Raw genomic sequence first — 13538 nt, 5'->3', positions numbered from 1 at the left:
CGCCAAATCAGGAGGCTGGCATGATCTCATTTCGCCGCATCCCGCAGAGGGTGATCCTGGCGGGCGCGCTGCTCGGTTCGGCAGCAGCCGCCCAGCCTGTTCTCTTTCCGCAGCCCCAAAGCCCTCGCATTGCCAACTATGACATCGAGGTCCGTCTCGATGCCGCCACCCATCAACTGTACGGCCGCGAAACCCTGCACTGGCGCAATACCGCGGCGGTGCCCCTCTCCGAGCTGCAATTCCATCTCTACCTGAATGGATTCCGCAACAACCGGTCGACCTATATGCGGGAATCAGGCGGTCGCGGCGGCGGCAAAACGGCCGATCGCACCGCATGGGGATTTATCGAAGTGGATTCGCTGACCAGCAGCGGGGGAGAGAACTGGCTGCCCCTGACCTCCTTTATCCAGCCCGATGACGGCAACGCCGAAGACAAGAGTGTCCTCCGGCTCCGCCTGCCCCGGCCCCTGCCTCCGGCGGAGAGCATCACACTGCAGATCGCCTTCACCGCCCAGCTTCCCTCGCCGCCGATTTCGCGCACCGGCATCAAGGAAGAATTCGTCATGGCCGGCCAGTGGTTTCCCAAGATCGGCGTCTGCGAAAATGGGGTATGGAACTGCCACCAGTTTCATGCCAACTCGGAATTCTATGCCGATTTCGGGGTCTATAACGTCGCGATCACCGTGCCGCACGGCCACATCGTCGGCGCCACCGGCCTGTGTTATGCCACCGAGGACCATCCCGACGGAACCGTCACCCACCGCTTCCATGCCGAGGACGTCCATGATTTCGCCTGGACCGCCAGTCCCGATTTTGTCGTCTTCTCCGGAAAAAGCCAGGATGTCGAGATCAGCGCCCTGATCCAGCGGGATCATGTCAGCCAGGGCCAGCGATATCTCCAGGCGGCTGCGACCGCCGTTGCCTGGTTCCAGGATCAGTATGGTGATTATCCCTATCCCAATCTCACCGTGGTCGATCCCCGCCGCGGGGCGCTGGGCGCCGGCGGGATGGAATATCCCACCCTGATCACCGCCTGGGGCGCCTATGGCATGCCGGCGGGCCTCCACGCTCTCGAAATGGTGATCATGCACGAATTCGGCCACAACTTCTGGTATCACCTGGTCGCCTCGAACGAATTCGAAGAGGCCTGGCTGGATGAGGGGATCAACACCTTCAGCGAAATCGAAATTCTCGCTGATACCTTCGGCGAGGCGGGCAGCATGATCAACCTCTGGGGCCTTCAGCTCAACGATATCCAGCTGCAGCGGCTGGGCTATATCGCCGACCCCGCGATCGATCCCATCCTGCTGCCATCGTGGCAGTATTCTTCCGGCAGCGCGTATGGTGCGATGTCCTACAACAAGCCGGGCCTGGTCCTGCTCACCCTGCAAAATTATCTCGGCCGTGATACCATGAATCGGATCCTGCGCACCTGGTTCGACCGCTGGAAGTTCAAACATCCCCGCACAGCCGATTTCATCGCCGTGGCCAATGAGGTTTCGGGGCAGAATCTCGACTGGTTTTTCAATCAGGCTCTACACACCACCGCCGTGCTCGATTACAGTATCGGCCGCGTCAGCAGCAATCCGGTGAAAAAAGGCCGGGGATTCGATTGGGATCTCCAGATCCACCGCAAAGCCGCGGCAGCGGACAGCGGGACTAGCGCCACGAAGCAGGATTCGAACATGCGCGCCGCAGACGCTTCCGCCGACCTTGCAAAGGCGGACGCTGACGGAGAAAAGCCCAGCAAGCTATACGAAACCCGGGTGGACGTACGCCGCCAGGGCGATTTCATTTTCCCGGTTGAGGTACGGCTGGTCTTCGCCGGTGGTGATACCGTTTGGGAGCGTTGGGACGGACAGGCACGCTGGAAACGCTTCATCCTCACCCGTCCAGCCCGGCTGGTCTCGGCCACGGTCGATCCGGAGAATAAAATCCCCCTCGATATTCAGATCACCAACAACAGCCGCACAACCGATGTGCAAAGTGCCGGGCTCAACGCGCTGACCGCGCGTCTGCTCTTCTGGACGCAGGCCCTGTTCGATATGCCGCAGGCACTCAACCTACTCACTGCCCTCTCCGTAAACCTCTAACCAGCGCCGAGGAATTAGCCATGATCCACCGCACACTCTCTTCCGCCCTGACCCGCCTGGTCTCGCTCAAGCGGCTATGGCTGCTCTATTACCTCCCCGGTCTCATCTTCGCCGCCCTGGTGGCGATCCCCTTCCGGGCGGTCCTGAGCGATTGGGCCGGCAGCACCCTTGCCGCCGGCCGCCTGGGCGAGGGCCTGGATATGACCTTCTTCATCGAACTCATCAAGTACCGCGGAAACGCCTTGTCGCCTCTCCTGCTGCTGGCGCTCCTGCTGGCCTTACTCTACTGGCTATGGCTTCTTTTTCTTTCGGGCGGGGCTGTAAAACTGCTCGGCACCGATCACCCCTGGCGGCCGCGGGAATTCTGGGATGCTTGTGGCCGCTACTTCGGCCGTTTCTTGCGCATCTTCCTCTGGAGTGTGCCGCTCCTCTCCCTGCTTCTTCTTTTCCCCTGGCTGCTCAAGCTGCCGGAGCGGCTCATCTGGGGCAAGGATCCGGGAGACAACATCACGCTCCTTCTCAGCTATCTTAAAATGGCAAGCCGCTTCCTCGCCCTCATGCTCTGGGCCCTCTTCTTCGACTATGGCCGGATCCTGACTGTCGCCAGGAACGAAAAGAGGAGCCGCTGTCTGCTGCGACCGCTCCTCCTGTTCTTGTTTCACCATTTCGGTCGAATCCTGCTCTTGGCGATATTCCTCTCGGCCATCTCCCTAGTCGGAATCCTCATCTATACTCTGATCGCCAACCGGCTCGCTGCTTCGGCTGCTGCCGCCCTTTTTCTTTTCATCTGGCAGCAGCTCTATATGTTCTTCCGAGCCGGGATGCGCCTGTTGGGTCTTGGCGCCCAGGTGCAGCTCTATTTGCGCCTTGCCAGAACGTGAAACCTCCGCATCAGGAGGACTGGAAAGGAATAGACCAATGAAGAGCACAACACAACCCTCCCTGCCCATCCTGCACTGCCCGAAGATCGAAGCGCCGCCCCGGCTGACCGGCAGCATCGATGACCCGGTGTGGCAAAAAGCTGCCAAGATCGACCTTGTCGAGGCAGTCAGCGGCCGGCCCGGCCGCTGGGCTACCTCCGTCCGCGTCGCCTGGAGCGAGTGCTTTCTCCATGTCGCCTTTGCATGTCAGGATGATTATGTCTGGGGAACCATCCTGGAGCATGACGGTCCCATTTATGACCAGGAGTGCGTAGAGATCTTTCTCAATCCCTCCGGATGTCGCCATCAATACTTCGAGATCAATCTCAGCCCGAAAAATGTGGTCTTTGACGCCTGCATCCTCAACCACCGCACAGAAGAGCGGCCGGAGGCTCCTTTCATCGGCTTGCCCGCCTGGGAAGCGGAGGGCTTGCGCACTGCCGTCGCTGTCCAGGGCATTGCTGACCGCCCCGGTCTGGCCTCCGGGTGGTCCGCCGAGTATGCTCTTCCCTTCGCTGCCCTCTGCGGCGCGGCCCATCAGCCGCCGCAGCCCGGCGATCTCTGGCGGATCAATTTTTACCGGATCGATTCGCCCCGCCTGGGAGTTCAGGAGCTCTACGCCTGGAGTCCCGTTCTGCTCGGCACCTTTCACCGGCCCTGGCGCTTCGGCTATCTCCGGTTTGATGCATGACCCCGGGGCCCGACCTTTCCGCCCTCATTCTGGAAGCATGCACTGCCATTCTCGAGGGCGGCCGCCGCGCCGATGCCGCCCTGCAATATTGCTTCCGTGAGCACCGGACCCTGACCCTCCCGGCGCGAAACGAGGTGGCTACGGCCGTCTATGATATCGTCCGCCGCGCGCGCTGGCTCGCTGCGCTCGAAAGCGGCGATCCGGCGGCACCGCCCGCGGTCTCGCCGACTCTTCATGCCACCTGGCGGCTCTGGCGCGGGGAGCGTACGGCGGCAACGCCTGCCGACCGGGAGGTACTGGAACGCGCCGGCCGCTTCGCTGCCCTCCGCCCGCTGCGGGAATCCCTGCCGGACTGGCTCGATGCCCTGGGACTGCACGAGCGAGGCGACCGCTGGGAGCCCCTGCTCGCCGCGCTCAACCAGCCGGCGGTGCCGGTTTTGCGTGTCAACACCCTGAAAACGAGACTGGATCAGGTGGTCGCAGCGGTCGCAGCTCATGGCGCCGCCTGCCGCCGGGTGGAATTTGCGCCCGACGCTCTGGCCATCGAGGGCTTTGCACCGGTGTTTGCGTGGGAGGAGTATAAAAAAGGGTGGTTTGAGCTGCAGGATGCCGCCTCACAAGCGGTCGCGTTATTCCTCGAGGTCAAGCCGGGAATGCGGGTGGTCGATGGCTGCGCCGGTAACGGCGGCAAGAGCCTGCACCTGGCTTCGCTGATGGGCAACCGTGGCCGGATCATCGCTCTCGATATCGCGGGGGACAAGCTGGCAGCGCTCGAACACCGCGCCCGCCGGGCCGGCGCTACCAATATCGAGACGCGCATCATCACTTCGACCAAGGTCATCAAACGGCTCGCCGGCTCGGCCGACCGGGTACTCCTCGATGTCCCCTGCTCAGGTTCGGGGGTCTGGCGCCGCAATCCCGATGCCCGCTGGCGGCTTCATTCCGAAGATCTGACGCGCTTGCTCGCTGAACAGCAGCACATTCTCGGCTACTACAGCAAACTGCTACGGCCGGGCGGGCGCCTGGTCTATGCTACCTGCAGCCTCTTCCCCTGTGAAGGCGAGCAGCAAGTGGCTGCCTTCCTCGCCGCTACGTCCGGCGCCTTTGCCCTGGCCGCCGAGAAGCGCCTAGATCCGGATCTGCACGGCTTTGACGGTTTTTATATGGCCGCACTCGAACGCTGCTAGGCCATCCTGGCCCTTCAAGCGAGCGCGCCCGACCCATCCGCTGGGCCGCGGCGCCAGGGAGCCGGGATTCTGCTCAGACACGTAGGAAAATCTTGTGCTTGTAGAACAGATAGAGCACCAGCCATGTGCAGAGCAGAGCCGCCGAACTGAAGATGACCGGCTGGACTATCTCCGGGAACAGCCCCGCGACGCCGGTGAAAAAGTAACGCCCCATCTGGTCGAAATTAACAATCCCCGAGTTGAGCATATAGATCGTGATGGAGTTGAGCCCGATGACCACGAAGGGGAACGCCCATTTCTTGTAACCCCAAACATCGATGATCAGGTAAAAAAGTGCTAGCAGGATCAGGCTCCACCCTCCGGCATAGAGGACAAATGAGCTGGTCCAGAGATTCTTGTTGATCGGGAAAACAAGATTCCAGAGCCGGCCAATCGCCAGTCCCGCCAGACCTGCGGCGAAAAGGACCCCTCCCTTGTGCAGCGGGGCCAGATCGCAAATCTTTCCGCGCAGCAGTTGCCCGGTGAGGACGCCGAGCAGCGCAGTGCCGACGGCGGGTATGGTCGAAAGGATCCCTTCCGGATCATGATTGCCCAAATAGAGCACGCCCGGGCAGAACATCCGGTCGAGGTAGGCCACCAGGCTCCCCTCTTGGGTCAAAACGCCGGCGCCGTATCCTGGCACCGGAATCAGCTTCATGATCGCCCAATAGCCGAGCAAGATTCCGGCCAGCCAGAAGGCCTGCCCCCTGGGCCTGGTATGCAAAAAGATGAGCGCGGCGAAGAACCAGCCGAAGCCGATGCGTGCTAGAACACTGGCATAGCGCTGATGAGCAAAATCGAAGCGCAACAGACCGTTATAGATTGCACCCAGGAGAACCAACAGAAAAAGCCGTGTAACAAGGTGGCGATAAATACTCTTCATGCTGTCGCCCCGCTCCAGGCGTTTGGCGAGCGAAAAGGACATGGAGACGCCGGCGATGAAGAGAAAGAGCGGGAAGATCATGTCATAAAAATGAAAACCATTCCATTCGACATGCTCCATTTGCCCGTGCGCCCAGACGAAGAACGGCCAGCCGGTCCAGGCGGACAGTGCGGCGATAAGCCACTCGCCGCCGGCGATCCAGACCATGTCGAATCCCCGCAGGGCGTCCAGAGAGAGCAGGCGCCCGGATTGTCCTTCTGCTTTGTCCATAGAGACTCCTCCGACGCAGTAATTCACACCCCCTGAACGTCAAAACTTGCTTCGACCAGGCGCACCGCCGCTGCAACCTCTTCCCCGATCCGGGCCCGCAGTCTTTCTGCTTCGGTACGTGTCGCTGCCGTAAAGGCCTGATCGCTCAAACCGGCCAGATTGATGCACACATTGAAGTAGGCGCCCTCCGCGGCGGTGCGGATGGCCAGTGCGCCCACACCAGCGTCGCTGATGGAATTCTTGTTGCCATGGGCCACTGCCTTATGCGCCAGCGGCACCGCCTCCAGGCAGCGACGCAGCACCTCCAGGGGCACCCGCGTGGCGCCGCGGGTTGCCACTTCGATGGCCTTGGCGCGCACCGCCTTCTCCTCCTCCGTCTTTTTCGGCATCCTGAAGGCTTCCATCACCTTGTTGAAAGCGGCTGTGTCCCGATCGACATCGCGGAGGAATTCCTCTCTGAGCGCCTGGGCGGCGATACCGATCTCCTCCATCTCCTGAAATTGGACCTCATACCCCTTCTTGCCGTGGGTCAGCCCGGCGGTCATCGCGATCAGAGCGCTGCCTAGGGCGCCGCACAAGGCGGCGACGCTGCCGCCGCCGGGTGCCGGCGCATCACTCGCAATCAAGTCGATGAAGCCGGCTACCGTCATGCTCACCAGGGCCCCTTTTTCCCGCAGCTGATACTCGATGATCTTCTTCTCCGCCTCAAAAGGGTACAGCTCGTTCAATCCGAGCGAAAGCACGGCGATATGCACCAGTTCCGCTTCGCTCACGCCGATGCTCCGGCCCTGCTTGCGCAGGAAATAGCGCCCGGCTTCAAGCATCGCCTCGAGGGGGATGAGCCCGACCAGTTCACTGCCGGTCACGCGCGCCCCCATCTCCTCCGCCAGACGGCAGCAGGCGTCAAAGACCTGATGCGGCGGCGTGATCCGGTAATTGGTGAGGTTGATCGAGATTTGCGCCCGGCCGAAATCCTCCATGTACCAGCCCACCGCCTTGCAGGCCGGGAACATGCCGGGGTGGCGCAGGGCCTCCCCGGCGGCATCGCGGAGGATCTTGCCCTGGGCGTCCTTTTGCGGCCGTCCGGTCTCTCGGATGCGGCCGGCTATTTCGTTGGCGAGACGGGCGTCGCGGGTGTTGAGATTGATATTATAGGCGATGAGAAATTCGCGCGCACCGATGATGGTAGCCCCGGTATGGGCGTTAAAGGTCGCCGGGCCGAAATCGGGCTGCCATTCGGGGTCCTGCAGCTTATTCGGCAATCCCTCATATTCCCCGGCGCGGATATCCGCGAGATTGCGCCGCTCCGGCCGCGAGGCGGCTGCTTCGTAGAGATAGACCGGGATCGCCAGCTCCCGGCCGACCCGCTCCCCCACCTCCCGCGCCAGCTCGGCGCATTCTTCCATGCTCACGCCACGGACCGGGATAAAGGGACAGACATCGGTGGCACCCATGCGCGGATGCGCTCCCTGGTGCCGGGCCATATCGATCACCTCCGCCGCCCGGGCGATCGCCGCAAACGCCGCGGCCGCGACCGCCTCAGGCGCCCCGATGAAGGTCATGACGGTTCGGTTGGTATCCTTGCCGGCATCGACATCGAGCAGTTTTACTCCATCAATGCCCCGGATGGCTGCGGCAATCTGCTCAATTCGCACCGCATCCCGGCCTTCACTGAAATTGGGAACACATTCCACCAGCTTCATTGCAGATCCTTTGCTGTAAATTCCTGGCTTCTGATGATTGCGGCTTAATATACAAAACAATTCGCTGCAATGCAAAACCACAGAATTCTATTGGAAAAATAGAGAAAAATTCGCAACTTGGGCAGGGGGGATGCACCCGAAATCCCGTATTGTCGATTTAGCAGACAGGAGGTCGTTATGGGCATCGGATCGGCCCTTTCCGTTGTACCCTGGAAAAATGTTCTCGCCGCCCTTCCCACCATTATCCGCACCGCACGTGAATTGATGGCCGCTGCGGGCAAGCCCAAACAGATTCCCTCCTCCTTCGCGGATACCCCCGAAGGGATGCTGCAGCGCGTGGAACGGCTCGAGGAAAACGAAGTGCTGCAAGCCGAACTGGTTAAAAAGATGTCCGAGCAGCAGCAGGGACTGGCGGAAGGCCTGGAGTTCATGGCCTCGAGAATCACCGCGTTCCTCTGGATTTCCGCCATCGCCCTGATCCTCGCCCTAACCAGTTTTGTCATCGTCCTGCTCCGGTAGAGCCGCAGCCCCTTCTCCTGTCCGCAAACAGAAAAGGCCTGACGAAATGTCAGGCCTTGTTGCCCTTCCCGCGCGTTGCGCTCTCTCCGGTCTCAACGTTTCAACCCAGTTTTCGGATCCGGCGGGATGTCACCTGTCCTAATCCGGATGCTATGCCCGGTCTGATCGGTACCCTGCTGCAGCGTGCGCAGCAGGGCGGAGTCACTGTACACCCGCACCATTTTCTCACCCCAGGCTGCCCAGGCGCCCGGATCAATCGCCACCCGAATCGAGTCGCCACGGCTGCCCGGAGGCGGAGGCGGTACCACCCCTCCCCAACGCAGCCAGCGCTTCTTCTCAAGATCACGAAGCTGCGCCACCAGCAGGGAGTCATGCCCCGTCAGCACATCGCGCAGCTTTAAGTCGACTGTCACCCGTAGACCGCTATCGCTGGGTTGAAAATGATATGGCTTCTCCCATCCCGGGTGCCGCTCCCGCTCGCGTGCAAGCGACTCCATCTGCTTCTGCAGCTCCTGCATGGCCTTAAGGCGCCGGGCCATTTCCTCCTTGGACCACGAGGGTTGGGGGATCCGCTCGACCCTGAATCCCCTTGCGGCATGGCCGCCTCTTTCTGGTAGGCCGACCGATGCCGAATCGGCTGCTGCTGGCACCGCATGGGCCTCCTCCAGCAGCTTCAAGGCATCGGCCGACGAGATCAGCGAGTCCCGGCTGTGCAGATTGAGGATGCCCGCTGCGACCTTTTCCACCTTCTCTGGGGCGATGGCCTGCTGCTCGGCTTCGTCAACAAAGGTTTGGTACTTGGCCTGGAGGCGTTCCTTGCCGACATCATCCTGCACGGCGGCGAAAAGCTGCTCACCGAGGGCTTCGAGTGTCGGACGTAGCACCTGCTGCCGCATTTGCTTGTCACTGGTCAAAACGAAAAAGATGAGGGACGAGAGGGTGAGCACAAGGATGGTCATCGTCCCTTTCTGCAGCCACTGCATGGCCTGACCTCGCCGTTTCCGTTAACACCGCTTTATCTATCAGACTCCGGAATCGCAAAAAAGTTTCACCTATTTGCGAGCGGGGACCGCGCCGTCTCCCTCCTCAGGGCTGTAACAGCTGCTTCTGCCAAGCGCGGGCTTTGGAAATCGCCCGCACCGGCAGCGGGGCGCGATGGCGCATGGGGACAATCACCTTCAGGGCTTGCGGTTTGACGCCGATCTCCACCGACCGTCCCGCATCAACGGGCTCGCCATCGACATGAAAAGGTCCCGGTTTGGGCCGCGAGATGCGCAAGGCGGTGGTCTGATAGCGTTCGTATTCGCGTACCTCTTCGATCCGGCCGGTGAAGAGCTTGGGAAGATGGATGAGCGCTCGCAGCCATGTGATGTTGCGGATAAGACAGACGTCGAGCAGGCCGTCATCCGGCTCGGCCTTGGGGGCGATGATGGCCCCAAGGCCCCACTGCGGCGTATTGGCAACCGTCACCAGCAGCGCGGAGCGCTCGACGGTCCGGCCGTCGAATTCCAGCCGGAAGGTCTCGGGCCGGAAGAAGAAGAACTCGCGAATGCCGATGTAAAAGTAGGGGAGCGGACCGCGCAGGGTGCGGTCATCAAAGAGCTTACCGACCAGGGCATCGAAACCGAGACCGGTGACAATGAAAAAGATACGGTCTTCGATGGTCCCGGCATCGATCGTGCGGATCCGGCCGTGCAGCAGGATCCGGGCGGCACGCCGGACCGCCACCGGGATGGAGAGCCCGCGCGCCAGCCCGTTGCCGGATCCCGCCGGAATGATCCCGAGCGCGGTGCCGGTATACAAAAGGGCGGAGCCCACCTCATTCACCGTCCCGTCGCCACCGATCGCCACAACCGCATCATAGCCTTCGGCTGCGGCCTGCCGGGCCAATTCATGGGCATGTCCGCGGTATTCAGTCTCGACAAAGTCGTAGGCAAACGGGGCCCCGGCAAGGACGCCCTCGATCCCCTTGCGGATCAGCCGCGGCCTATGCATCAAGCCCGATTTGGGATTATAAATCAATCTGACTTTTTTTAGTTGCACCAAAAGGCCCCGAGTAGAATGAACGCCATTAATATCCAGGGTACCGATCCAGTCATTTCAAACAGAATTAAACAGGAGTGAGAAGAGGAGACCGGAGGGCGCCTGGGCGCCCTCCGCTGAGGATTCATCTGGCCTGCAAGGCGCGCTGCAAGCTGGCGAGCATTTTCTCCGGCGGAATAAAACCAATCTCGCGCAGCTCGGAGAGTTCCTCCCCGGAGGCGGTCAAATAGATCAGAGTGGGCATGCCGCTGACCGCGAAATGATCCATGAACACACGGGTTCGGGCATCGGGCTTGGTACAATCCACCTTGACCAGCGTAAAATTCGCCAGCGCTTCTTTGATCCGGCTGTCGGCAAAGGTTTCCCGGTCGAGCTGTTTGCAAGGCGCACACCAGTCGGCATAAAAATCGACAAAAACGGGCTTACCCGGCGCAATCAGCGCCTCAAGGCTCTGATCCTTGTAGTGCATCCACGGGAGATCGGAGGGCCTGGCGTCAATCGACCCGTTGAGCCAGTGCAAACCCAGCAGGATCATCAACGTTCCCAGGATCCTCCGGAACCACTTGAAGGCCCGCGTGGATTCCTCATGACCGGTAAAACCGAGGAGGACTCCCGCGACCAAACCGAGCAGCCCGAGCAGAAAGAAGAGCTTGTCGTAGAGCAATTCAATCTGCGGGGTGATAAAATAGAGGGCAACGCCGACCAGTAAAAATCCGAAGAATTTCTTCACCCACAACATCCACATACCCGACTGCGGCAGCCGGTCGAGCAGCCCGGAGAAGGTCGCTAGCACCAGATAGGGTGTGCCCAAACCCAGGCCCATCACAAAGAAGAGCAGGCCGCCCTTGGCCACCAGCCCCAACTTGGCAACCAGTCCAACCAGACCGATGATGATCCCGGCCGCACAGGGGGCGATGATCACCCCGACTGTCAATCCCATCACCAGAGCCCCGACAAGGCCCTCACGGGCCGTGCCAAAACGGGTCAACAGCACCGTCGGTATGCTGATCTCGAAAGCCCCGAACATGCTCGCGGCCATGAGCAAAATGATGGTGACCACCACCGCGACAAACCAGGGGCTCTGAAAAAGGAAGCCCCATTGCTTGCCGGCCAGCCCGGAGAGCACGCCGAGCAGGGCGAAGGAGAGGGCGATGCCGGCAAGGTAAAAGAGGGCATTGATAAAACTGGAACCGCGGCTTCGGCCGCTGCGGCCGCCAAAGTAACTGACCGTCAATGGGATGACCGGATAGACACAAGGGGTTAGGTTGAGCGCCAGGCCGATCAGGAAAAAAGCCAGGAGCGCAGAAAAAAGACCCTTTTCCAGGATCTGCATGGCCCGCTGCTCGTCTCGGGTCAACTTCAAAGCTGCGCTGCCCGCCCCTGTAACCGCCTGTTCCGGGCCGTCACCCGTCTGCCTGCCGGCTGCAGCGAATTCAGCGCCGCCCGGCTCGGTTTCGGCAGAGGCGGCGACAATCTCGAGCGGCAGGGTAAAACGCTTCTCGGCAGGTGAGAAGCAGGTGTTCTCATTGCAGCCTTGATAGGAGAGCACGCCGGTGAGGGTGAGCTTGCCGGGCGCAGCCTCCGGCGCGATCCGGGCGCTGCAGGAGAAGGCGACCTCTCCCTCATAAACCGAAAGATCCTCGCTATAAAAAGCGAATTTCTTGAAGAGGGGTTTGGGGTAGCGTACCACCCCGATCTGGAGCTGGGGGGCGGGTGCGAGTTGTAATTGCGTCGGGATCAGGAAATCGGCTGTGGGTTCGCTGGAATTGATGTGCAGCCCCGAGGCGATCCGGGCAGTCACCACCACCGCAATCTCCGCACCGGCGCGGGCTTGCGCCGGTGCGAGGCTGGCCTGTACAGTGAGGATCTCGGGCTCGGCCAGTCCCTGGGCCGCCGCAATCCCGGCCATCGAAAAAAGAAAGAGGAATGCGATTTGTCTCATACGGTTCTCAGACCGGTTGGTCTTCGCTTGGAGCTGATATAACCTTCATTGCGGGCATATTTTTCCAGAACCTTCTGCAACATCCGCCGACCGCGGAAAAGCCGGGACATCACCGTCCCGATCGGACGATCGATGATCTCGGCAATCTCCTTATAGGCAAATCCTTCCACATCGGCCAGCAGAATCACCATGCGGAATTCATCGGAGAGCTGTGCCAGAGCGGCTTTGATATCGTCATCAAAGAGTTCTTCGTAATTGGCCTCGTCAAAACCGCCCCACTCCTTGACTGCCTTTTGCTCGTCCTCGCTCTCGAGCCCAAATTCAACCTTGTCCAGCTGCACCTGCTGCGGCGTCCGGATTTTTTTTCGGTACTTGTTGATGAAGGTGTTGGTGAGAATTTTGAAGATCCAGGCCTTGAAATTGGTCCCCTCTTCGAATTTACTGAAAAAACGGAAGGCACGCAGATAGGTGTCTTGCACGAGATCCTCCGCTTCCGCAGTATTACGAGTCATGCGCAGCGCTGTGCTGTAAAGGGAGTCCATATATTCAAATGCGATCTCTTCGAACCGTTTTTTTTGCTCATCGGTGATCACAGCGGTCCCACTTTAGCCAGAATGACCAACCTGTCACATCAGCTGCTTTGCAAGCGTAGTTTATATAAGATACTAAATATCATTCCAATAAGTCAATCAGTTTTTCAGCCTCACATCTGGGATTCATCCTTCCAGCGGGTAATACGCCATTTTTGATCATAAGCGCTTTTGCGCAGATTAAAAATGGCATTGCCGGTTAGATTGAACTCCCCTCGGCTGCCAAACAAGTGGAGATGCAAGGTCTTGGCCAGTTCGGCCGTTGTTGCATCCACAGTCTCGTAGATGGTCGAATCCCAGACCAGGGTGAGAGTTTCGAAATTCCGGAAGAGCCGGCCTGTGGTTTTGAGTTCGATATCGCGATTCCAGGAGGCATAGAGCCCAGAGGAGCCAAGATTGGGATCAAAATAGACAAAGACAAAAGAGCTGTCGAGCAGGCCGTCGTAAACCAGCGAGTCCTTCAGAGTATACGCATAGACGAAATTTTCAAGCACCTCCTGCGGGGTGGTTTGTCCGGTGATGCGCAATCCGCCGCCCGCATGGTGTTCCAGCTCCGGGGCAAAGGGATTGAAGCAGGCGGTATACCTCAACGTCAGCATCAAAAGGGCGCCGGCCCCCATCCCGATCCACCGGCGCTGCGGCGGTCGCCGTGGCATCG

Annotated in this window: 12 protein-coding genes; 5 read left to right on the top strand and 7 right to left on the bottom strand. The window is 60.3% G+C overall.

The features are described 5' to 3' along the window. Window positions 1–20 precede the first annotated feature (20 nt). The 4 genes from PLH32_03030 to PLH32_03015 are packed head-to-tail and all read left to right on the top strand — an operon-like array spanning window position 21 to window position 4891. Window positions 21–2093, top strand: coding sequence for a M1 family metallopeptidase (locus PLH32_03030; GenBank protein HQJ63560.1), 2073 nt, complete (start codon window positions 21–23; stop codon window positions 2091–2093). Between the two features lie 20 nt (window positions 2094–2113). After that, window positions 2114–2974 (top strand): hypothetical protein, encoded by an 861-nt coding sequence (locus PLH32_03025; GenBank protein ID HQJ63559.1) that lies wholly within the window; start codon window positions 2114–2116, stop codon window positions 2972–2974. A 37-nt stretch (window positions 2975–3011) separates the two neighbouring features. Continuing rightward, window positions 3012–3704, top strand: a complete 693-nt coding sequence (locus PLH32_03020; protein HQJ63558.1) for a carbohydrate-binding family 9-like protein — start codon at window positions 3012–3014, stop codon at window positions 3702–3704. Beyond that, on the top strand, window positions 3701–4891 hold the full coding sequence (locus PLH32_03015; protein HQJ63557.1) for an RsmB/NOP family class I SAM-dependent RNA methyltransferase: 1191 nt from the start codon (window positions 3701–3703) through the stop codon (window positions 4889–4891). Before PLH32_03020 ends, PLH32_03015 begins: the two co-directional genes overlap by 4 nt. A 73-nt stretch (window positions 4892–4964) precedes the next feature. Here the strand turns inward: PLH32_03015 and PLH32_03010 are convergent, their stop codons facing one another. Together PLH32_03010 and ftcD are read right to left on the bottom strand one after the other, a co-directional pair. Further along, complete coding sequence (locus tag PLH32_03010; protein HQJ63556.1) at window positions 4965–6083, bottom strand: DUF5009 domain-containing protein; 1119 nt, start codon at window positions 6081–6083, stop codon at window positions 4965–4967. Between the two features lie 23 nt (window positions 6084–6106). Then, window positions 6107–7786, bottom strand: a complete 1680-nt coding sequence (ftcD, locus tag PLH32_03005; protein ID HQJ63555.1) for a glutamate formimidoyltransferase — start codon at window positions 7784–7786, stop codon at window positions 6107–6109. 177 nt (window positions 7787–7963) lie between these two features. Here ftcD and PLH32_03000 point away from each other — a divergent pair, with 177 nt between their 5' ends. Beyond that, window positions 7964–8305 carry a hypothetical protein gene (locus PLH32_03000; GenBank protein ID HQJ63554.1) on the top strand — a complete coding sequence of 114 codons (342 nt, stop codon included), beginning with the start codon at window positions 7964–7966 and terminating at the stop codon, window positions 8303–8305. A gap of 92 nt (window positions 8306–8397) precedes the next feature. Here PLH32_03000 and PLH32_02995 read toward each other — a convergent pair whose 3' ends face one another. The 5 genes from PLH32_02995 to PLH32_02975 all read right to left on the bottom strand — a co-directional run bounded on the left by PLH32_02995 (window position 8398) and on the right by PLH32_02975 (window position 13536). After that, window positions 8398–9288, bottom strand: a complete 891-nt coding sequence (locus PLH32_02995) for a hypothetical protein (GenBank protein ID HQJ63553.1) — start codon at window positions 9286–9288, stop codon at window positions 8398–8400. Window positions 9289–9391: 103 nt separating this feature from the next. Then, on the bottom strand, window positions 9392–10348 hold the full coding sequence (locus tag PLH32_02990; GenBank protein HQJ63552.1) for a diacylglycerol kinase family lipid kinase: 957 nt from the start codon (window positions 10346–10348) through the stop codon (window positions 9392–9394). Window positions 10349–10472: 124 nt separating this feature from the next. After that, window positions 10473–12290 (bottom strand): cytochrome c biogenesis protein CcdA, encoded by a 1818-nt coding sequence (locus PLH32_02985; protein ID HQJ63551.1) that lies wholly within the window; start codon window positions 12288–12290, stop codon window positions 10473–10475. Then, window positions 12287–12883: a sigma-70 family RNA polymerase sigma factor gene (locus tag PLH32_02980; protein ID HQJ63550.1), complete on the bottom strand. Its 597-nt coding sequence runs from the start codon at window positions 12881–12883 to the stop codon at window positions 12287–12289. The genes PLH32_02985 and PLH32_02980 overlap by 4 nt, the downstream gene beginning before the upstream one ends. A gap of 110 nt (window positions 12884–12993) precedes the next feature. Further along, window positions 12994–13536, bottom strand: a complete 543-nt coding sequence (locus PLH32_02975; protein ID HQJ63549.1) for a hypothetical protein — start codon at window positions 13534–13536, stop codon at window positions 12994–12996. Between the last annotated feature and the right edge of the window lie 2 nt (window positions 13537–13538).

The organism is bacterium (assembly GCA_035419245.1).
In the GTDB taxonomy this organism is placed as follows: domain Bacteria; phylum Zhuqueibacterota; class Zhuqueibacteria; order Residuimicrobiales; family Residuimicrobiaceae; genus JAKPUX01.
The sequence above is the reverse complement of the archived record's forward strand: the minus strand, read 5'-3'. Positions and strand labels throughout refer to the sequence as shown.